18 protein-coding genes are annotated in these 21,248 nt (G+C 71.6%); 14 read left to right on the plus strand and 4 right to left on the minus strand.

The annotated features are described in order from the left end of the window. The coding region (locus tag Manayef4_RS18425) for a DUF6444 domain-containing protein (protein ID WP_254665730.1) at positions 1-419 on the minus strand (419 nt) is incomplete at its 3' end. A 149-nt stretch (positions 420-568) separates the two neighbouring features. Between Manayef4_RS18425 and Manayef4_RS18430 the strand changes: the two genes are divergently transcribed. From Manayef4_RS18430 to Manayef4_RS25455, 3 genes are read left to right on the plus strand one after another with little or no spacing between them, the layout of a single operon-like run. Beyond that, positions 569-967: a carboxymuconolactone decarboxylase family protein gene (locus tag Manayef4_RS18430; RefSeq protein WP_083282546.1), complete on the plus strand. Its 399-nt coding sequence runs from the start codon at positions 569-571 to the stop codon at positions 965-967. A 1-nt stretch (position 968) separates the two neighbouring features. After that, positions 969-1,988, plus strand: coding sequence for a Gfo/Idh/MocA family oxidoreductase (locus tag Manayef4_RS18435; RefSeq protein ID WP_070132511.1), 1,020 nt, complete (start codon positions 969-971; stop codon positions 1,986-1,988). Beyond that, positions 1,985-2,785, plus strand: a complete 801-nt coding sequence (locus Manayef4_RS25455; protein ID WP_070132513.1) for a class I SAM-dependent methyltransferase — start codon at positions 1,985-1,987, stop codon at positions 2,783-2,785. Before Manayef4_RS18435 ends, Manayef4_RS25455 begins: the two co-directional genes overlap by 4 nt. Before the next feature lie 110 nt (positions 2,786-2,895). Here the strand turns inward: Manayef4_RS25455 and Manayef4_RS18445 are convergent, their stop codons facing one another. Next, positions 2,896-3,750 carry an Rmt family 16S rRNA (guanine(1405)-N(7))-methyltransferase gene (locus tag Manayef4_RS18445; RefSeq protein ID WP_070132515.1) on the minus strand — a complete coding sequence of 285 codons (855 nt, stop codon included), beginning with the start codon at positions 3,748-3,750 and terminating at the stop codon, positions 2,896-2,898. Positions 3,751-3,871: 121 nt separating this feature from the next. Between Manayef4_RS18445 and Manayef4_RS18450 the strand changes: the two genes are divergently transcribed. From Manayef4_RS18450 to Manayef4_RS18500, 11 genes are all read left to right on the plus strand, one after another. Beyond that, the gene (locus Manayef4_RS18450) at positions 3,872-5,338 is read left to right on the plus strand and encodes an FAD-dependent oxidoreductase (protein ID WP_070132517.1); all 1,467 of its coding nucleotides are present in this window, start codon (positions 3,872-3,874) and stop codon (positions 5,336-5,338) included. A gap of 2 nt (positions 5,339-5,340) precedes the next feature. Further along, positions 5,341-7,197: a radical SAM protein gene (locus Manayef4_RS18455; RefSeq protein WP_070132519.1), complete on the plus strand. Its 1,857-nt coding sequence runs from the start codon at positions 5,341-5,343 to the stop codon at positions 7,195-7,197. Then, a complete protein-coding gene (locus Manayef4_RS18460; protein WP_070132521.1) occupies positions 7,194-8,528 on the plus strand; it encodes an aminotransferase class III-fold pyridoxal phosphate-dependent enzyme in 1,335 nt (444 codons plus the stop codon). Before Manayef4_RS18455 ends, Manayef4_RS18460 begins: the two co-directional genes overlap by 4 nt. Positions 8,529-8,589: 61 nt before the next feature. Then, complete coding sequence (locus tag Manayef4_RS18465; RefSeq protein ID WP_175443427.1) at positions 8,590-9,327, plus strand: APH(3') family aminoglycoside O-phosphotransferase; 738 nt, start codon at positions 8,590-8,592, stop codon at positions 9,325-9,327. Further along, on the plus strand, positions 9,327-10,073 hold the full coding sequence (locus Manayef4_RS18470; protein ID WP_070132526.1) for a PIG-L family deacetylase: 747 nt from the start codon (positions 9,327-9,329) through the stop codon (positions 10,071-10,073). Before Manayef4_RS18465 ends, Manayef4_RS18470 begins: the two co-directional genes overlap by 1 nt. After that, positions 10,070-11,194, plus strand: a complete 1,125-nt coding sequence (locus Manayef4_RS18475) for a radical SAM protein (protein ID WP_070132528.1) — start codon at positions 10,070-10,072, stop codon at positions 11,192-11,194. Before Manayef4_RS18470 ends, Manayef4_RS18475 begins: the two co-directional genes overlap by 4 nt. Before the next feature lie 22 nt (positions 11,195-11,216). Next, positions 11,217-11,957: a TylF/MycF/NovP-related O-methyltransferase gene (locus Manayef4_RS18480; RefSeq protein ID WP_139140140.1), complete on the plus strand. Its 741-nt coding sequence runs from the start codon at positions 11,217-11,219 to the stop codon at positions 11,955-11,957. A gap of 2 nt (positions 11,958-11,959) precedes the next feature. After that, entirely contained in the window at positions 11,960-13,000 is a 1,041-nt protein-coding gene (locus Manayef4_RS18485; RefSeq protein ID WP_023841786.1) for an alcohol dehydrogenase catalytic domain-containing protein, read from the plus strand. Continuing rightward, the gene (locus Manayef4_RS18490; protein ID WP_070132532.1) at positions 12,997-14,268 is read left to right on the plus strand and encodes a DegT/DnrJ/EryC1/StrS family aminotransferase; all 1,272 of its coding nucleotides are present in this window, start codon (positions 12,997-12,999) and stop codon (positions 14,266-14,268) included. The genes Manayef4_RS18485 and Manayef4_RS18490 overlap by 4 nt, the downstream gene beginning before the upstream one ends. After that, positions 14,269-15,570, plus strand: coding sequence for a glycosyltransferase family 4 protein (locus tag Manayef4_RS18495; protein ID WP_070132534.1), 1,302 nt, complete (start codon positions 14,269-14,271; stop codon positions 15,568-15,570). After that, positions 15,567-16,484: a hypothetical protein gene (locus tag Manayef4_RS18500; protein ID WP_011437742.1), complete on the plus strand. Its 918-nt coding sequence runs from the start codon at positions 15,567-15,569 to the stop codon at positions 16,482-16,484. The genes Manayef4_RS18495 and Manayef4_RS18500 overlap by 4 nt, the downstream gene beginning before the upstream one ends. On the opposite strand, the gene Manayef4_RS18505 is transcribed toward Manayef4_RS18500, so the two are convergent. Further along, the gene (locus Manayef4_RS18505) at positions 16,409-18,046 is read right to left on the minus strand and encodes a GMC family oxidoreductase (protein WP_070132536.1); all 1,638 of its coding nucleotides are present in this window, start codon (positions 18,044-18,046) and stop codon (positions 16,409-16,411) included. The genes Manayef4_RS18500 and Manayef4_RS18505 overlap by 76 nt on opposite strands. An 8-nt stretch (positions 18,047-18,054) precedes the next feature. Next, positions 18,055-21,153, minus strand: a complete 3,099-nt coding sequence (locus Manayef4_RS25460) for an MFS transporter (RefSeq protein ID WP_349257454.1) — start codon at positions 21,151-21,153, stop codon at positions 18,055-18,057. Positions 21,154-21,248 lie beyond the last annotated feature (95 nt).

Below are 21,248 nucleotides of genomic sequence, written 5' to 3' on the forward strand. Positions count from 1 at the left end.
ACATACGGGCGCGGCGGGGGCGGCGGGTCGAAGATCTGGTGGCGCCGCGTCGTGAGCCTCGCCGCTCCGGCCAGCGGGAACCCGCAGTCCGCGCATAACGACGGGTCGATCGTGTGGATCTCGTCCGGGTCGTCGACCATCTGACGGGTCGCGCCCGTCGCGCCGGGCTGCTTACCCCTCGGCCGGCCCATCGACGTCCGCGACGACCGGGGCTTGGCCTTCTTCTTCGTATACGGGCTGTCCGACGACGACGGCCACGACGAGTTCGTACTGTCCCTGCCGAGTTGGCGGTCCAGTTCGCGGACCCTGTCGGTGAGCTGCTCCACCTGCCCGACCAGCCGCTCGACCAGCCGCGCCTGCTCCGCGATCGTGGCCGCCTGGGCGGCGATGGTGGCGTCCCGGTCCGCAAGCAGACGCACGAGTTCCTCGTACGTCGGACGGCCGCCTGACTCCACGTCCCGGACGCTATCCGATCATCACCCACCAGCCCGCGAACGCCACACGATCACCGAACAAGATCTACAAGGCCGCCACCCAACCGACGTGAACAGCTACGGCTCCCCACATCATGTCGGCCATGGAGGCTTTCGACGCCGCCACCGACAAGGTCAGCCTGCCGGCCTCGCTCCTGGAACTGGTCCGCACCCGGGCCTCCCAGATCAACGGGTGCGCCTTCTGCGTCGGCGCCCACAGCCCGGCCGCCCTCGAGGCCGGCGCGACCCAGAAGCAGCTGCTGGCCCTGCCCGTCTGGCGCGAGTCGCCGCACTTCTCGGCACAGGAACGTGCGGCGCTGACCCTCACCGAGGCCATCACCCAGATGGACCGCCGGCCGGTCACGGACGAGATGTGGGGCGAGGTCTCGGTGGTCCTCACCGAGGTGGAGCTGGCCGAACTGGTCTGGGTGATCGCGGCGATCAACGTCTGGAACCGCGTCGCCGGTACCGCGCGTCCCTGGCCAGTGGCCTGACATGCGGATCGGACTCGTCGGGGCCGGCCGAATCGGCGCCGTGCACGCCCGCACGCTGGCCGACGACCCCCGGGTGGACGAACTGGTCATCACCGACGTCGACCAGGAGCAGGCCGCCCGCGGGGCGAGCGCGRCCGGGGCCCGGGTCGCGGCGGATCTCGAGGCGCTGATCGCCCTCCGCCCGGACGCGGTGGCGATCGCCTCTCCCACCGACACCCACGCCGACATCGTCCTGCGGTGTTGCGCCCTGGGCATTCCGACCTTCTGCGAGAAGCCGGTCTTCCGGGAGCTAAGCGTCGGTGAACGCGTGGCCACCGAGGTCAGGCTTTCGGGGATCCCGGTGCAGGTGGGCTTCCAGCGCCGGTTCGACACCGGGTTCGGCAACGGGCGGGAGGCCCTGAGATCCGGTGCCCTGGGTCAGCTGCGGCGCGTGCACATGGTCACCGCGGATCCTCAGCCGCCGCCGTTCGACTACGTGGCGGTGTCCGGCGGCATCCATCGTGACTGCCAGATCCACGACTTCGACGCCCTGCGCTGGGTGAGCGGACGCGAGGTGGTCGAGGCGTTCGCCGCAGGTGCCCGGCGCGGCGCCGAGTACTTCGGTGACGTCGGCGACGTGGACGAGACCGTGGTGCTGCTGACCCTCGACGACTGTTCCCTGGCCACCCTGCAGGCGTCCCGTTACAACGGGCACGGCTACGACGTGCGGATGGATCTGGCCGGAACCTCMGCCAGCATCTCGGTGGGCCTCGACGCCCGGGTGCCGCTGCGTTCGGTCGAACCMGACGGGCCGGTACCCGCCGCGCAGCCCTGGTCGTCCTTCATGGACCGGTTCGCCACGGCGTACCGGGTCGAGATGGAGGCGTTCGTGACCATGGTGASCACCGGCGGTCCCAGTCCCTGCACGCTCGACGACGCCCTCGCCGCGCTRCGCATCGCGGAGGCGGTGACCCAGTCCCGTCTCCGCCGCCGCCCGGTGGCCCTGGAGCACGCGACGCTCACCGCACCGGGAGCCCGATGAGCGTCATCGGGGGGCTCGCCCTGGACGAGGAGGCGGTGTTCGCCGACTTCGCCGCCCGGGTACCACTGGCCGGAGCGGACGTGGTCGAGATCKGTGGGTCTCTTCCCCCCCACCACGCACGGGCCTGCGACGTGGCTTCCTGGGTCGCCGTCGACCCCCGTCGCCCGGCCCGGGGGGACGCCCGGGACCGGTACCGTGTCCTGCCCGTGCCGGCCGAGCAGATGCCGGTACCCGACGGCGGCGCGGACGCCGTGTTCTCCAGCAACGCCTTCCAGTTCGTGGACGTACCCGCCGTGCTCGCCGAGGTCCACCGGGTCCTGCGTCCCGGGGGCCTGCTGTACGCGCACTTCGGCCCGATCTGGAGTGCGGTGGACGGGCACCAGCTCGAGTACGTGCGCTACCGGGAGCAGGACCTGCTCTTCTGGCGCGACACCCTGTTACCGCCCTGGGCCCATCTCGCCTACTCCCGGGACGAGCTGCGGGCGTTGCTGGCCAGTGCACTGCCTGCCGACCTCATCGATCTCCTGGTCTGGCACGTGTTCGACAGCGACACCGTCAACCGGATGTTCTTCGAGGACTACGTGCAGGCCGCGCTCGGGTCCGGTCTGGACTGGGTGCAGGTGAGTGCCACGCACGAGCTGGACTACCGCCTGGATCTTCCCGCCTTCGACCCGAGCCTCCTGCGCACGGTCGACCCCGGGCAGCTCGCCGCCCGGTGGTCCGCCCGMCGCGGCGCCCCCACCCGCCCGGGTCCGCGGGACGTCCTCATGGTGCTGCGTCGCCCGGAGGACCGGTGACCATGGTCGGTGGACCTGTTCCGAGTACCGGRAGACCGCCCGGGGGCCGTGTCTGCCGGGCCGATGCCTGCCGGGTCGATCCGGCCRCGGGCCGGGAAATCCCCGGCCGGTCACCTGCGCACGATGTAGATGAGCTCGTTGGCGATCTCGGCCTGGTCGAAGGTCCAGCCCCGCTCGGCCGCCTGCGCCTCGAAGGCGGCCGAGTACGTCTGGAACATGCCCTTCGAACGCTGCCCCAGCGATCTGGTCGGAAAGCTCACCACCACGAACGGCGACCTCAGCGCGTCGACGAGTTCCCAGCCGGCGCCGGCGCGCTGGCGCTCCAGCAGGGGCAACGTCTTCAGCACCAGCGTCACGTCGGCGTGCTGCGCGGGCACGGCACCCGACACGAGGTCGACCACCTCGACCCGGTGCTCGACCTCCAGCAGGTCCAGCGCCCGGTCCAGGAACTCCATCTGCTGGGAGTCGATGTCCGAGGCCAGGTAGGTGGTCTGCGCGGGCAGGCCCATCGATCCGAAGGCCAGCGGGTTCAGACCGCAGGCCAGATCCTGCACCACGGCCGGCGTGGGAACGGCGCCGAACACCGCGGCGTAGAACTCCCGCAGGTACGGAAGCCGCTCACGGGTGGAGGCGTGCACCCGCAYCGCCCGGGACACGGCCGCCGCGACGGCGTCCGGATCCCCGCCCCCGACCGCCRCACCGATGTCGCGCAGCAGCCCCGGGTAGCCGGGGGCCCGCTCCGGCAGGTAGGCGCCGTAGATCTCGTGCAGCGACCGCTTGGTGCGCTTCACCGCCTCCGGCTCGTCCCCCCGGGAGGCGACCAGGGCACGCTCGGCGAGACGACGCACCGTCTCGGGGGCCACCGCCCCGTACCTGCGGCTGCGGGCCACGGTCTCCCGCACCCGGTCCACTGCCTGCTCCTGCGAGCCCACAGGGGCCGAACCGCCACCGTCACGGACCGCCACTGTTCTCCCTACGCCGGCTCCCGGTCGCCACCGGTCAGCATAGCCGCGGCCCACATGATCCCCCGCCGGGACCCGACCGGTACGGACTGGTGAGAAGTGTTGCGCGAGAGGAGCAGAAGTCATGGGCGATCCGTCGGCTACGTGTGATGTCGTCGTCGTCGGTAACGGTTCGGTCGGCATGTCACTGGGACTGGTGCTCGCCCGTCGGAGCCTCAGGGTCGCGGTGGTCGGCGAGTCCGCACGGCCGTGGGCCGCGTCGGCGGCTGCCGGCGCCATGAACGGGTGCTTCGGGGAGGTCRCCCCGCAGCTCCTGCGCAGTGAGGTCGGCCGGCTCAAGCTGGAGATGGACTTCCGCGCCACAGCCCTGTGGACGGACTKGGAACAGGCCCTGCTGGAGGAGTCCGACGAGACCGCGATCCGGACCGCGCACGGCACCACCGTCATCCTGAACACGATCGGTGTCCACGACATCGACACCGGCGGGTACGAGGCGATCCGGACCGCGCTGGAGGAGTACAAGGAGCCCTACGAGGAGGTGGATCCGGCCTCGCTCGACTGGCTCGATCCGGTCCCCACCTCCCGTCCCCTGCGGGCGATGCACATCCCCGGCGAGCACGCCGTCGACAGCCCGGCCCTGCTGACCGCTCTGGAGACGGCGATCCGGCGCCGCGGCGGCACGCTGATCRACGACCTCGTCACCGAGGTGGTCGTCTCCGCCGGCCGGGCCACCGGAGTCAGGCTCGCCTCCGGGCGGAGCGTGGCGGCCGGACAGGTGGTGCTCGCCGCCGGGGCACACACCACCGGGCTGCTGGACTGCCTGCCGCCGGACGTCCGCGCCCTGATCCCGCCGGTGGTCGCCGGACGGGGGGTCGCCCTGATGGTCCGCACCGTCACCGGGGCGATCCCCACCGGGGTGATCCGCACGCCCAACCGGGCCTTCGCCTGCGGTCTGCACGTGGTCCCGCGCGGCGACGGCCTGATCTACCTGGGGGCCACCAACGAGGTCGAACGGCACCCCGGCACCTCCGCCGCCATCGGCGAGCTCAACCTGCTCCTCGGTGGCACCCGGCAGTTGCGCGCCGACCTGAACGCCGGCTGGGTCGAGYGCACCCTGATCGGCAACCGGCCCATCCCGCTCGACGGTTTCCCGCTGCTCGGTTCGACCGGTCTGGCCGGGCTGTGGCTCATGACGGGGACCTACCGGGACGGGCTGCACCAGTCACCGCTACTGGCCACCCACATGGCGGACCTGATCCTCGACGGCCCGGGCGCCGTGGGGATGGACCTGTCCGTCTTCACCCCGATCCGGCCACCGATCCAGGCGATGACCCGGGACKAGTGCCTGGCGACCGCCGTCCTGCACACCATGGGGACCGCCTACGAGCACGACTGGAAGATCATGGAGGACTGGCCTCCGATGATCGAGGAGCATTTCCGCTCCGCCTTCACCACCATGCTGKACCGCATCGACTCGGCGTTCGTGCCGCCCCCGGAGATGCTCTTCTTCGCCGACGAGGACATCCACGAACTGTTGCTGTCGTACTACGCGGCCCATGAGAACGCCGCGACGCCCGCCGAGGATCGGTAACCATGACCTGGACGCCCGCCGAGGGGGCCCCTCGGATACTTCTGATCAAACCGCCGATCCGGGCCTGCATGATCGAGATCGGTCGACACATGCCGATCGGCCTGGCCTACCTGGCGTCCCGCCTGCGTGCGGCGGGCATGCAGGTCGACATCTTCGACGCGCTGRCCAACACCGAGGACAACCACGTGGTCGACCCKGCCGACTACACGGCGGCCGACCGTGCCAAGGTCGCCGCACATCCGCGCTGGGGGCACCTGGTCCACTGGGGCGCGCGCTGGGACCGGCTGGAGCAGCAGCTACGCCGCGGCTACGACCTGGTCGGCGTGTCCTGCATGTTCACCCCGTACTACGAGCCGGCCTACGAACTCGGTCGGCTCGCCAGGCGGATCCTGCCGCACGCCCGGGTCGTGCTCGGCGGTCAGCACCCCACGGTCGCCTTCCRGCACGCCATGACCGAGCCCGCCTTCGACGCGCTGGTGCTGGGCGAGGCCGAGTCGAACGTGGTCGAGATCGTGCAGGCCCTGCTGGACGGAGCGCCCCTGACCGGGCTGGCCGGCGTGGCCTACCGCTGCGGCACCGGCCTGTGCGGGTGTCCGCCGGGCGGCCCTGGCGTCCACGTGCAGCCGCGTACCGAGTTCCTCACCGATCTGGACGGCCTGCCCCTGCCGGCGGTCAACCTGCTCGAGATGAGCAGCTACGACTCCACCGCGACGCTGATCACCAGTCGCGGCTGCCCCTTCTCGTGCTCCTTCTGCACGGTGCACGCCACCGTGGGCAGGAAGTTCCGGGCCCGCAGCCCGCACAACGTCGCCGACGAGATCGAGCACTACGTGACCGACCACGGCATCCGCCGGTTCTTCGTCGAGGACGACAACTTCACCTTCGACGTGCCCAGGGTGCGCGAGATCTGCCGCGAGATCACCCGCCGTGGGCTGGACGTCGAACTGCACCTGCCCAACGGGATGACCGTGGTCGACCTGGACGGCTCCCTGGTGGACGACATGGTGTCGGCCGGGTTCCGCAGCCTGTTCCTGGGCCTGGAGACCACCGACCCCGTCCGCCTGCGCCGCATCCGCAAGGGTTTCACCTCGCTGCAGAAGGTCAACGACGGTGCGGCCCTGTTCCGGGAACAGGGGGTGGACGTCGGCGCCTCGCTGATCGTCGGCCTGCTCGGCCAGGAGTGCAGCGAGCTCGCCCGCGACTCGGTCAACCTCATGCTCGCCGGGGTGCGTTTCTGGACCAACCCCTTCTACCCGATCCCCGGCTCCCCCGACTTCGAGCGCTGCCTGCGCACCGGACTGATCACCCCCACCACCGAACTGGCGCTGTACGACCAGTTCAACTTCGCCATCGGTTCGGACCGGCTCAGCCCGGCCGAGCTGTACTGGGCCTGTGTGGTCACCCAGGCGATGGCCCAGTGGACCGGCTATCTCCTGGAGGGGGCGCACGCGCGCCGCCGGGGAGCCGCGGCGACCACCGAGCAGGCCMTGGAACGGCTGGTCCAGCACAGCGGTGACCTGTTCGGCCCGCACGGCGAGCTCGAGGTCCCGGCGGTGCCGGTGGCGGTCGACCGGCAGACCGTGCGCGTGCATCCCGACGGGTGCTTCCACAGCATGCAGCGCCTGGACCCGGCCCGGCTACCGGCGGACTCCTGCACCTTCACCGGGGACGTCATCGCCGCGGCCGTCACCCTCCACACGGGTGTCGCGCACGGTGGGCGTCAGAACGCCGGGACCGGTTCCCCCTGTGCTTTCACCATCAGCACGACCTTGGCCGATCCGGTCGGCGCCGCGGTGGCGGCCACCGTGCTCACCGAACTGGAAACGGCGCTGACAACGAACATGGAGGTTCTCGGGTGACTGCGCTGACCAACCAGGAGACGATCCAGCGGGCCCGGCGGTGCACCGCCGCGGAGGACTACGACATCGGCACCCGGTTTCCCTCGGTCTTCGTCTCGGCCCAAGGTTCCTGGATGGAGGACGTCGAAGGTCGGCGGATCCTCGACGTCACGGCCGCCAGCGGTGCCCTCCTGCTGGGCAACCGCCATCCGCGGGTGGTGGAGTCGATCACCCGTTGCATCGCCGAGCACGGCACCGTCTTCGCGAGCACCCTCTCGCTGCCCCGCATCGAGCTGGCCGAGCGACTGTGCGAGCGCTACCCGGCCGGGGAGAAGGCCGTGTTCAGCAAGACCGGGTCGGAGGCGACCACGGCGGCCATCCGCCTGGCGCGGGCCGCGTCCGGACGCGACGTCATCCTCACCTCCGGCTATCACGGCTGGCACGACTGGCACCTGTCCTACCTGCGCATCGGCTATGACGCGGGCAACCGGATCGGCTGCTTCGGCTACAGCAGGCACGCCCTGGCCCGGATGCTGGACGCGTTCGGCGACGACGTGGCCGCGGTGATCGTCACACCGGAGCCGGCCTGGTTCGACGAGGAGTACTACCGCGGCCTGTCGCGGCTGTGTGCCAGCAAGGGCGTCCTGTTCATCATCGACGAGGTGATCACCGCCTTCCGGTGGGGGGTGCGGGGGCTGAACGGGACCGGGAACGTCCCGGCGGATCTCATCACCATGAGCAAGGGCCTGGGCAACGGGCACTCGATCTCGTCGGTGGTGGGCCGGCGGGACGTGATCGACGCCTACGACACCGCCGGGGTCGCGGGCACGTACACCCGTGAGGTACCGCCGATGGYCGCCGCCCTGGCGGTGCTGGACGAGATCGACGGCACGCAGGCCCATGCCAACGCCGAACGGCTGGGCGGGGTCCTGCGCGACGGGATGCGCGACGTCCTCGCCGCGGTCGGTATCCCGGCCGTGGTCGCCGGCCCGCCGATGATGTTCGACGTCGTGATGCCCTCCGAGCAGATCTCGTGGGACGTCTACCGGGCCGCCTTCGACCACGGCGCCTACTTCGAGGACAGCGGGACCCACATGGTCACCACCGCCTTCACCGACGCCGACGTGGATCATGCCCTGGCCGCCTTCGAGAAGGGCGCCCGCGAGGTCGCCGAACGGCACACCTTCGAGGCGGACGCGCTGTCGCCGGAACGCCTGGCCCAGTTCCGTGCCGAGGCGTTCGGCGGTGAGCTCGACGACGAGGTGGTCCGGCAGCGCATCGAACAGACCGTGCAGGCGGTGGTGGAGCGGGACCCGGCCCTGGCCCGCCGGCTGGATCCGTCCTGTGGTTGAGGCTCCGTCCCGACCCGTCGCGGCACCGGGACCCGGCCCGGACCGGGCCTGGGCACACGTCGTGACCCGCTCCTAYGGCACCCGGGTGTACCGGCTCGACGGGCACTACCTGAAGTCGGCGCCGCGACGCGGGCGCGAGGACCATCGCTTTCAGGCCGAGGCCGAGGCCGAGCGGCTCTCGTGGCTGGCCCGGCAGGGGATTCCGGTTCCCGAGGTGGTCGACGTCGGCGCCGACGAGACGCACATGTGGCTGGTCACCCGGGAGGTGCCCGGGGTCCCCGCGGCGGGACCCTGGCCGGCGGACCGGCTCGACCGGGTGATCGACGCGGTGGCCGAACTCGTCCTCGCCTTGCACGGCCTGCCCGCCGCCCGGTGTCCCTTCGACCGCACCCTGCGGATCACCCTCCCGGCCGCCCGGCACGCCGTGCGGACGGGCACCRTCGACCTGGCCGACCTGGAACCACGCCACCGCGGCTGGAGTGCGCAGGACCTGCAGCGGGAACTCGACGCCACCCCGGCACCGGAGCAGGAGCAGCTCGTGGTCTGTCACGGCGATCTCTGCCTGGACAACGTGCTGCTCGACCCGGACACCCTGGCCCCGACCGCGCTGCTCGACGTCGGCCGCTGCGGTGTCGCCGACGTGTGGCTGGACCTGGCCGTGGCGGTGCGCAACATCGGCGAGGAATGCACCCGCTGGGGCTACGGTCCGGGCCACGCGGCCCGGTTGCTRGCCCGCTGCGGCCGACAGCCCGATCCCGTGCGCGAGCACTACTACCGGCTCCTGGACGAGTTCATCTGATGGGGTCGACGGTGCTGCTGGTGTCCCCGCACCCGGACGACCTCGCCTGGTCCGTCGGTGCGACCGTCGCCACGCTGGCCGGCGCGGGACACGACCTGCACGCGGTGACCGTCTTCGGGCGCAGCCGCTATGCGCCGGGGTCGGCGGCGCACGGGGACGCCGCCTCGGTCACCGCGCTGCGTACGGCCGAGGACGCGGCGTGGGCCGACCGGCATGCCGGCGCCGCCCTGGTGTCGTTGCGGCTACCGGACGCCAGCCTGCGCGGGTACACGGACGACACGGAGATGGGTGCTGCCGCCGACCCCGGGCTGGTCCGCCGGGTGGCCGACGGGCTGGCCGCGCTGGCGGCCGCCGTGCGGCCGCGGTTCCTGCTGGCCCCGATGGCCGTCGGCGGCCATGTCGATCACGAGGTGGTCCGCCGGGCGGTGGACGCGGTGGCCCCCTGCCTCGTCCCGGAACCCTCGGTGGTCTGGTACGCCGACCTGCCCTACGCCGCGGCGACCGGCCCGGCGCCGACGCGGGCCGGGACCCTCGTGGCGGCCGGTCCGTACCGGCGGGCCATCGAGCGCGGGGTGCTGTACTACCCCTCCCARCTGCCCGGCGAGCACCTGCCCGTCCTGCACCGGTACCTCGCGGCGGAAGGCGGTGAGYGGCTGCGCACCGACGAACCATGGGCGACCGAGGCCCTGGCCAACCTGCTCGGTCGAGCGGACCTKTCGGACACGAGATTCGGAGCCCAGCGATGATTCCACTGACCCCGGTGGTCAGGACCATGCCCCGGTACGTGACGGTGTTCGTGAACTGGTCGTGCAACCTGACCTGTCGTGAGTGCTGGATGTACGGGGACTCGGCCGCCGAGAGCGGCTGGCTGGCGGACGTCCGCCGCGACCAGATGAGCCTCGAGATGTGGACCGCGCTGGTCGACGAGCTCGCCGCGGACACCGGCACCCCGGAGACGACCTACCTGACCATGATGGGCGGCGAGCCGCTCATGCACGATCACGCGGTCGAGCTGATGCGGATCGCCAAGGAACGGCTGCCGTCCTGCAACCTGGACATGAGCACGAACGGCACGCTGCTCGACCGGCATGCGGCCGGCATCGTGGCCRGCGGCATCGACGACGTCTACCTGTCCGTCGACGGCCCCTCTCCCGAGGTCAACGACCCCATCCGCGGGCGCAACGCCTTCGGGCGGGCCATGAGGGGCCTGGCCGCCCTGCAGGAGGAGACGCGGCGCGCCGGCCGGGGGCCGAAGGTCGCGATCAACTTCGTGGTTACCGGCATGAACTACACCCACCTGCCCGAGATGGTCCGGCTCACCGAACGRCTGGGCCTGTCCGAGATCACGGTGGGCCTGTCGAGCTTCTTCACCCGCACGGAGGGCGAGGGTTCCCGGGCCGCCTTCGAGGCCGTGACCGGCCGGCCCTTCCTGTCCTGGGCCGGGTACTGCAACGAACACCAGCACGCCGACCTCGATCCGCAGCGGCTGCGCGACCTGCTCGACGAGGCGATGAACACCTCCGACTCGGTGTCGGTCCTGGTCCCCCCCGTCCGCTACAGCAACGAGGACAAGAGCAGGTTCTTCACCCCCCGGTGGCACCAGACCGTCCGGGAGCGGACCTGTGTGAAGCTCTGGGCCCAGACCACGGTGCTTCCCAACGGCCAGGTCGTGAGCTGCACCACGTTCGCCGACACGGTCATGGGGTCGCTGCGGGACGGATCCCTGCGGGAGGTGTTCCACGGCGAGACCTACACCCGGATGCGGGAGACCYTCCGGCAGGGGCTGCAGCCGATCTGCTACCGCTGCTGCGAGTTGAACATGGACATCGACGTGGACCCGACCCTGTACGACGCGGTGGCCCGGTGAGCGATCTGACGAGGTGGAACACATGCCAACGCCCGACCGTATAGAAAACGCCACCTACCACGACCAGGATCGTGCTCGGAGAATCTACGGCGAGGCCTTCCGAGCCACCTTCGAGTACGTCTACGGGTRCCACATCCCCGGTGCGGTGGCGGAGTTCGGCTGCTTCCAGGGATTCAGCTCGCTGCTCCTGGCCGATCTCCTCGTGGAGTTCAACGCCATGCACGAATTCTACGACGTCCTGCATCCCCGGAATCTGTACCTGTACGACTCCTTCGCGGGCTTCCCCAAGAGCGTCGATCCGGTGGACGTCGCCTCCTACGAGGTCGCCGACACCGGTTACTGGCGCGAATCGGAGGACGCGGCCCCACCCGGCACCGAGGAGATGCTGCGCCGGGAGTTCACCGCCCGTTTCGGCGACCGGGACTGGACCGTCGTGCGCGGGATGTACGAGGAGACGTTGCTGTCCACACCCATCACCCGCCCGGTGGCCATCGCCAACCTGGACTGCGACCTCTACGCGTCCACGTCCCAGGTGCTCGACCACCTGTTGACCCACCGGTTGATGCCCGACGGTGCGGTGCTGCTGATGGACGACTACAACTGCAACCGCGCGAATCCCCGGTTCGGAATGCGACGGGCCATGCGCGAGTGTTTCGCCYGCACCGACGGGTTCTACGACTACAGCGAGTTCCTGCGCTATGGATGGCACGGTCGCGCGTTCTTCGTCCACCGGCTGGGCGACAGCCCGAATCCGGACGCATGATCATGACCGATGACGACATGCTGGCCCTGGTGGTCCGGGGGCACCGTGACCACGGCCTGGAGCGGCGTCCCCGGCCCGAGCCCGGTCCGGGCGAGGCCCTGGTCGCGACCGACTTCGCCGCCATGTGCGGTACCGACCTGCGGTTGCTGGACGGGACCCTGCACGACGCCGAGTACCCGGTGATTCCCGGGCACGAGTGGTCCGGCACGGTGCTGGCGGCCCCCGACCGCCCCGAGCTGGTGGGCCGGGCGGTGGTGGGCGACAACTTCCGGCTCTGCGGCCGGTGCCCCGCCTGCCTCGCGGGACGGCCGAACCTGTGCACCGACATCGACGAGGTGGGCTTCACCCGCCCGGGTGCCTTCGCCCAGCTGTTCACCATCCCCGCCGCCAACCTGGTCGCGCTGCCGCCACAGGTCCCGGGCCCCCAGGCCTGCCTGCTGGAGCCGCTCGGCGTGGCCCTGCACGCCGTGGAACGGGCCGGGGCGGTGTCCGGCCGGTCGGTCGGCGTGATCGGCGCCGGAACGATCGGCCTGCTCGTCGCCCAGCTGGCCCGCGGCGCCGGGGCGTCCCGGGTACGGGTGGCCGATCCCCTGCAGTCCCGCCGGCGGATCGCCGCCGACCTCGGCGTCGACGCCGACCCGGGTATCGAGGGCTGGCACCCGGACCTGCCGGAGGTTGTCTTCGACGCCACCGGAGCGGCCGGCGTGTTCCCCCGTGGCCTGACGGCGACCGCGGTCGGCGGCGTCTACGTGCTCGTGGGCTACTCGGGAGCCGAGGCGGTCACCGTCGAACCGAGCACGGTGATGCTGCGCGAACTGACCGTGCAGGGTGTGCTGTCCGGTCAGGGGCAGCTGCGCACCGCCCTGGCCAAGGTCGTTGCCGGCGAGGTCCGCCTGGGTCCCCTGACCGGCGACCCGGTCCCGCTGACCTCGTACCGCAGTGTGCTCGAGCGCGACGGACCGGCACCGTTGCGCCTCTTCTTCCACGTCGGCGGCGACCGGACGGCCGGCGCCACCAGCCAGGAGCAGGGGGTAACGGCATGAGTGAACTGGCMCTTCTCGGTGGTACGCCGGTCCGGCGGGACCGTCCCTGGCCGAAGTGGCCCCAGTACGACGCGGCCAGCGAACAGGCTCTGCTCGACGCGCTGCGATCCCGCCGGTGGGCGGTGAGCTGGGCCAGCGACGGCACCCACGCCTGTGAGCGGCGGTTCGCCGAGGCCTTCGCCGCCTACAGCGACGTTCCCTACGGGGTGAGTGTCGACCACGGGTCCAGCGCCCTCGTGGTGGCGCTGGAGGCGTTGGACATCGGTCCCRGCGACGAGGTCGTGGTGCCCACGCTGACCTGGGTCGCCCCGGTGACGGCCGTGCTGCGGGTGGGGGCGCTGCCCGTGCTCGCCGACAGYGACCCCGAGACCGGCTGCCTGACCGCGCAGAGCATTCGGGACGCCATGGGCCCCCGGACGAAGGCGGTGATCGTCGTCCACCTGGCCGCGACGGTCGCCGACCTGCCCGCCATCACCGCCCTGACCGAGGACGCCGGCATCCACCTGATCGAGGACTGTGCGCAGGCGCACGGTGCGCGCTGGGGGGACCGGGCCGTCGGCTCCTTCGGGGCGATCGGAGCGTTCAGCTTCCAGAACGGAAAGGTCCTGGCCGGCGGCGAGGGCGGCGCCGTCATCACCGCCGACGAGCGGCTGTACCGGCGCGCCCAGCAGCTGCGGGCCGACTCGCGCCGCTATCACCCCGGCCCCCCGGTGGCCGGCACCCTCGAACTGGTCGAGGACGGCGAGGTGATGGGGGCGAACTACTGCATGTCGGAGCTGACGGCCGCCCTCCTGCTCGACCAGCTTCCCCGGTTGCAGGACCAGCACCGGCACCGGGCGAAGACCGCCGCCGACCTCGAGCAGGGGCTGGCCCGGCTCGGGGGGTTCGGCCCCATCCCCGTGCCCGAGCAGGTACAACTGCGTTCGATCTACGAGTACGGGGTCCGTTTCCCCGCGGGAACCTTCGGCGCGGTGCCGCTGGACCGGGTGGCCCAGGCCCTGACGGCCGAGCTGGGCATGACCTGGTATCCACCGGACGCTCCCCTGCACCGCAGCGTGATGCTGCGCCCGCACACCAAGCGCCGCTTCGCGGCCGCCTGGACCGAGGCCGCCCGCGACCGGGCGTTCTCCCGTGACTTCGGCGGCGCGCGCCGCTACTGCGAGACCACCCTCCTGTTCCATCACTCGGCGCTGCTCGGGGACTCGACCGACGCGGACGACATCGTGGCCGCTCTGGCCAAGGTGCGCGACCGCCACCCGGACCTCTGAGTGACCACCCGGACGACCGGGCCCCGGCAGGCAGCGGCCGGACCCGACGGTGGGAGTCCGCCGCACGTTCTGCGGCTGACGCCCTACTACTTCCTCGCCGACCGGGAGCTCACCCATCGGGAGCTGCAGTACGAGCCGATCGGCGGCATGCAGGTCCAGATCATGCAGACCACCGAGCAGATGTCGGCGCTCGGCGTGCGCCAGTCCGTGCTGCTGCCCCGCCGGCCRGGGATGCCCCGCTCGCTGATGCTCGACCCGCGCACCCGGCTGGAACTGYTCACCCTGCCGGTGGCGCCRATTCCCACCCGTTCCAAGGGCTACATCGGGTTACTCGTCTCCTGGGGACTCGCCGTCGTCGTCGCCTGCGTCGGCAAGCGACTGCGCGGGACTCGTCGCCAGTACTCCCTGATCCACGTCCACTGCAGCGAGCTGCCCTGGACCTTCCTGTTCGCCGTGCTGGCCAGGCTGCTCCTGGGGCGGCCGCTGGTGCTCACCGTGCACTGCAGCGCCATCGCGACCTTCCATCCGGAGACGCCCCTCGGCTGGGTGCTGATCGGCCCGGCCCGGTTCTTCGAACGGCACGCCGTCCGGCGGGCCGACGCGGTGGTGGTGCTCACCGACCGGGTCCGGCGGGCCTACCTGGAGCGCGGCCTGACCGGGCCGGACCGGGTRCACGTGGTCACCGACGGCGTTCACCTGGCCGACTTCCAGCGCCCGGGGGCCGAAGCGCCGTCCGAACCKCCCTCGGAACCGCCGGTCGTGCTGTACTGCGGCCGGTTCGCTCCGGAGAAGGGATGGGCCGACTTCGTCGACGCCGCGGCCCTGATCGTCGCCAAGGGCGTCCCGGCCCGCTTCGTGATGTGCGGCGACGGCAACGAGCTGGAACGCTGCCGGGCCCGCGCACGCCGGCTCGGCATCGCCGATCGCATCGAACTGCCGGGTCATCTGGATCGCTCCCGCCTCCCCGACGTCGTCCGGGAGGCGGCCGTGGTCGTCATCCCGTCCCGGCACGAGGAGATGGGTGGCACGGTCATCGAGGCCATGGCGGCCGGCAGGCCGGTMGTGGTGACCGACGTCGGCGGACTGCCGACCGTGGTCGGCCACGGCATGGCCGGCATCATCGTGCCTCCCTGCGATCCCCCGGCCCTGGCCGAGGCGGTCGCGGAGCTGCTCGACTCGCCGCAGCGGTGCGCCCGGCTCGGTGCGGCCGGGGCGCACCGGGCGCGCCAGTTCGACCAGGAGTCGGTCACGCGCCGCCTGCTCGACGTCTACCGGCTCGTCCTCGCCCACAGCCGCGGATGAGCGCGTTCATCCATCCCCCGGACGAGGACTTCCTCGGCCGGTTCGTCGCGCGCAACCCGTGGCTGGGCGCACGGCAGGCGCTGCTGGCGCGGTGGCTGGACGATCCGACGGACCGCGAGGAGATCGCTGCCCGCCTGGCTGTCCCGCTCGGACGACTGCTGTACTCGTTCAACGACACCGCCCCGCTGCAGGAGCCGGTCCGCTTCGGCTACCGGCGCACCGGCTACGCCGTCGTCGGCATGGCGGGGGTGTGCGACGACATCGTGGGCGGGCGCTTTCCCCGCTTCGGCAGCCCGGTGACGCTGCGCTGCTTCCTCGACCCCCCGGGGCTGCTGCCCCGGGGGATGCTGGAGGCCGCCGACTGGAACTTCATGGACGCCGGCCGGGACGGCTTCCTCGGCTACTGCTACGGCGTCCGGCACGGGGACACCCTCTACCTGGCCGGCCTGCAAAGTGACCTGGCCGCCCGTTACGCCTATCTCTTCCAGGCCCACGGCGGGCGGACCCACGTGCGGGTCGGCGAGGAGGTGGTGCACGGCGACACCACGGTACTGGCGGCCCGGTGGGGATCGCACGTGCCGCTGTTACGGCGGACCTTCCAGCGCTACTGGATCGACGTCCTGCTCGCCGGGGTACTGGCCTGGTCGGTGCAGGACGGCGGGCTGGACGCCGTCGGCGTGCTGCGGTTTCCGCTGACCGAGGCGGAGGGACGGTCGGGACATCTGGTGCACCGGGTGTACCGGGATCTCCCGGACCGACTCGGCTGTTCCCCCCGCACGGTGGTGGTCGGCGCCCGGCGGCATCCGTACCAGGTCGCCCGTCTGGAGCAGGTGGCGGACTACCTCGGCGACCGGTTCGCCGCGGTCACGCTCGGCCCGACCAGTTCCCCGATCGGGACGCGACCGGTGGCGTAGCGCTCCGCGAGGAGCCGATGGGCCACCCGTAGCGCGAGCGCCTGGATGGTCAGCGTCGGATTGACCCCGCCGGGGAACGGCAACAGGCCGCCGTCGGCTACGAAGACGTTGTCCGCGTCGTGCAGGCGGCCGTCGGGCCCGGTCACGCTGGTGGCCGGGTCCTCACCCATGCGGCAGGTGCCGTGCAGGTGCCCGCTGCCGAGCGCCCACCCGGACGCCTCCCGCACGATGACGTCGCAGCCGGCGGCCCGCAGCAGCGCCTCGCCCTGCCCGAGCATGTACTCGGAGCGGGCGAGGTCGCGCGGATGGGCCTGGTAGTCCATCAGGACGTCGGGCACGCCGTGGGCGTCGGTCCCCGGCCCCAGCCGGACCCGGTTGCCCGGTTGGGGTTCGTCCGGTACCAGCGCCTCGATCCGCAGCAGGTGTTCGGTGTCCCGTAACCGGTAGGTCCGCTCGGGCCGGTTCTCGTAGAGCAGGCCACCCAGCCCGCCCGGCGCCGCCGGGTCCTGGTAGAGGTCGGTCACGCAGCAGGTGGAGATGGGTCCCAGGCCCATCAGCCGGCTGCGGGCGGGCGCCGAGGTCGGCTCGTGGCAGTACCCGACCAGATATTCACCGATCTTGAAGYAGAGCCCCCGGCCGACCATGTCGTGTGAGTTGCCCAGCCCGGCCGGATGCCGCACGGTGGTCGAACGCAGCAGCAGCGCGGCAGTCTGCACGGCGTTCGCGCACAGCACGAAGTGCCGGGCCCGCAGGACGACGCGCTCGCCGTCCGGCATCCGGACGCACCGCAACGCGGTRGCGTCGCGACGCGCGTCCCCGAGCAGGGCCTCCGCCTTCAGCCCGGTGAACAGGCGTGCGCCCGCGGCCATCGCCGGCCGCAGGAAGCGGTCCAGCGCGTCCCCCTTGGCGTGGATCGGGCAGCGCCGTGAGATGCAGGGGGCATCCGCGGCGCACACCGGGCRACCGCGGTACTCGATGCTGTTGACGCCCAGGGGGGTGGGAAACGGTGCCCAGCCCATGGACCTCGCGGCCTCCGTCAGCCGCCGCCCCTCCGCCGTGGTGGCCACCGGGGGCAGCGGATACGGCCTGGACCGGACCGGCAGGCTGGGGTCGCCGTCCGCGACACCCGCGACGCCGATCAGATCCTCGACGGCGTCGTAGTAGTCCGTCAGCTCCGCCGGCTCAAGCGGCCAGCGCAGCGGCAGGTCGGCCCGGCCCAGAACGGTCTCCGGGTCGAAGTCGAGCGGGCGGTGGCGGAACAGGACCCCCCCGAAGAACAGCGTGCCGCCACCCACGTTGCAGGTCGTCCAGGGTGAGCCCACCTTGGCCCAGGTGCCGTTCTCCTGCCGCACCCAGGCGGACTCCCCCGCGGCCAGCACGTCGTCGTAGCTGTCCTCGTCCGTGACGAACCCACCCTGCTCCACCACGGCCACCGACAGCCCGGCCCGGGCGAGCAGCCAGGCGACGACCGAACCCGCCGCCCCGCTGCCCACCACGCAGATGTCGTACTCGTCCGCCAGCTCCTGCGGGGTGGGAGCCGGTCCGTAGCCCGGTGGGACCATGCCTCGCCTCATGCCCGAGCCGCGCCGAGCGGGTCCTTCCGCTCGCTGGCGGACGGCGGGGCACCCGACATGGCGCCGACCGGCTGGGCCTCGCGGGTGTCGGGGTGCTCGGGATCGAGCATGGGCAGGTTGTAGGCGAAGATCTTGCCGGWGCGGAGCTGGATGCGGCTCCACTCGTCCGGGTAGCGCTGCGGGAAGATCGAACGCCGCTGACGGGTGGCTCCCGCCAGCAGTCGCTGCTGCTTCCTCGGGGGCGCCGCGGGCGGCGCCGCTCGGAAGTCCTGCTCGCACAGGTCGATCAGCGCCCGGGTGTCCGCCCTGATCCCGTCGGCCAGGTCACGCGCCGCGTCGCTGGCGCTGCTACCGGACTCCCTGGCCTGCCAGTAACGCAGCACCCGCAGGCCGTGACCGAGCATGCCGGTGTTGATGCCGCCGCTGGTCAGGTGGTGGGAGTTGCCGAAGGAGTCACCGGCCACGACCGCGTTCGCGGCCACCAGGGCGTCGAGCCCGATCCGCTCCGTCACGGTGAAGAGCTTGGGGCCGTAGGAGAGCTGGTTGTACTCGATGGCCCGGCGTGGGATCTCCGTCAGCTGTGCCGYCTGGTCCAGGAAGTAGCGCCGGAGCAGGAACTGATGCCCGGCGAAGTAGGGCTTGGAGTCCTTCGGCGTCCCGGCCGGGACCAGGCCGGCCTGGATCGGGTCGAACGTCTTGTACGGCGGGACCTCCAGCATCGTCCAGCCGATCTGCGCGTCCTCCTCGTGCCCCACGCACCGCTGGTGGACCCAGTACTCGTTGCCCGCCTGGTCGAACTCCGACGCGCRACGGACACGGATCCGGTCGGCGAGGTAGATGTCGACGTTGCCGACCAGGAAGTCGGCCTCGGCCGGCACAGGGCCCCGCCCGTCGCCCCGGTCCACGCACACCGTCTCCTGACGGAATCCCAGCCGGGCCGCGTCCGGGCTGTCCAGCCCCTCGGCAATCATGATCAGCCCGGGGGTGCCGAGGTCGACCGTCTCGCTGTACGGCACCCGCACACGGCGGAAGGCACCCCGGTAGTCCAGCTCGCRCACGGCCTCGACCCGGACCCGCACCCGGCCGTCCGCCGTGCGCTCGAAGYCCCGTTCCGCGACCGGGGTCCGGCGCAGCGCCGAGGGCAGCCACCGGCGCTCGCGGTCGGAGGACTCCGACGTGGCGACCCGGTGGTAGGGCAGGACGCGCACCCGCGGCAGGGCTTCGCCCCGGTCCCGGTCGATCTGTTCCAGCCCCTCCAGGTACCGGCGGAGCATGACGAGCAGTTCCTCGGCCCCGACCTGGAACATCGACTGGCTGCCCAGCACGTCCGAGAGGTCGTGCTCCAACGCCGCGGGGTCGAGCCCCTCCGGGCCCTCCAGGGGGTCGAGGACGTTGATCTCACGATGCGCCCGGCCCTCCCGGTAGCGGTCGTCGATGGTCTCGTAGTGCCGGGCGAGACCGCCGATGTGCGCGTCCGACTCGAAGCCGGTCACCACCTCGTCGCCCCGCACGGATCCTGCCCTGGTGTGCCGGGAGAAGAAGCAGTCGGCCAGTCTGAACGGCCGGCCGTCGCCGAGGCGCGGCAGCAGATCCTCGCCGTACCGYTCCAGCATCATCGAATYGATCATCGCGAGGTGGTGGTAGATCTCCTCGCGCATCGTCCAGCGCATCACCGACACGTAGGGCGAGCCGCGCAGTTCCACTCCCACTGCACGCCTGCCCATGGCCACCGACCAGAGCATGRCCATCATGTTGGTTCCGCCCAGGCCCAGAGCCAGGAAATCCGGGTCGGACAGGCCGGTGTGGTCCTGGGTCAGACGCTGCGAGGCCCGGGCCCGGTCGAGGGTCTTCGGTACGCTCGTCGGCACCGCCGGCCTGAGGAACAGCACCGTCAGCACCAGCGCGACCAGGCTGGCCCCGCTCCCGATCCAGAAGGCCAGGTGATATCCGCCGGTCAGGGCCTCGGCGTGCGTGCTCCCCCGCGAGACGAGCGTCGTGGTGCGGTCGGCGGCCACGGTCGCCAGGACGGCCAGGCCGATCGCCGGTCCGACCTGCTGGGTGGTGTTGACAAGCCCGGAGCGCAGTCCCCGGTCGGCGGCGGTGGCATCGGCCATCACCATGGTCAGGGAGGACGGGTACCCGAGGCCGGCGCCGGCGCCCAGAAGCACCATGGCGGGCAGGACGTCGCGCCAGTAGTCACCGTCCGCCGGAGCAACGGCCAGCAGGGCGAGGCCCGCGGTGATGAGCAGGAGGCCGGGCACCAGCACGGTCTTGGGGTCGATCTTCTCCATCAGTCGCGGCGTCGCCTTGAGGGAGATCACGGCCACCATGAGGGCGGTGGGCAGGAAGGCCAGCCCGACCTCCATGGCGCTGAGCCCCAGCACCTGGCGCAGGTATAGGGTCCCGAGGAAGAACATGCCGCCCATGCCGGCGATCATCAGCGCCTGCACCATGTTGGCCCAGGCGACGTTCCGCGCCCGGAAGATCGACAACGGGACGAGCGGATTGCGGGCCGTCCGCTGCCGCACGACGAAGGCCGCCAGCAGGGCTGCGCTGATCCCCACCAGCGCCCAGGTCAGCGGTGTCGCGCCGTCGGCGAAGCGCACGATCGTGTAGACCGTGAGCATCAGTCCGCTCGTGATCAGCAGGACGCCCGGGACGTCGATGCTGCGGTCGTCGAGCACCACTCGTTCGTCGTCCACCAGCCGCGCGCCGAGCGGCAGGACCAGCAGGCCCAACGGAACGTTGATGAAGAAGGTCCAGTGCCAGCTCAGCGCCTCGGTGATCCAGGCCCCGAGCAGCAGCCCCAGGGCGGCACCGGCGGAGGAGACGAACGCGTACAGGCCGATCGCCTTGGCCTGCTCGATCGCGTTGGGGAAGGTGGAGACGACCAGACCGAGCACGACAGCCGCCGCCAGCGCACCCCCCACCCCCTGAACGAAACGGGCGGCGACCAGCGTCTCCGGGTTCTGGGCCAGGCCGCAGACGAGGGAGGCCGGCGTGAACAGCGCGATTCCGGCGAGGAACATCCGCTTGGCGCCGACCAGGTCGCCCAGCCGTCCGGCGAACAGGAGCAGTCCGCCGAACGGGATCAGATAGGTGTTTAAAACGTCGTAGCATCATGGTATGGAATTTCCGCCGTTGAGCCCCTTGCCCCAATGGCCCGATGCCGACCCCGCCCTGTGGTACG

Origin of the sequence: Frankia sp. CgMI4 (genome assembly GCF_001756285.1) — a bacterium.
GTDB classification, from domain to species: domain Bacteria; phylum Actinomycetota; class Actinomycetes; order Frankiales; family Frankiaceae; genus Frankia; species Frankia casuarinae.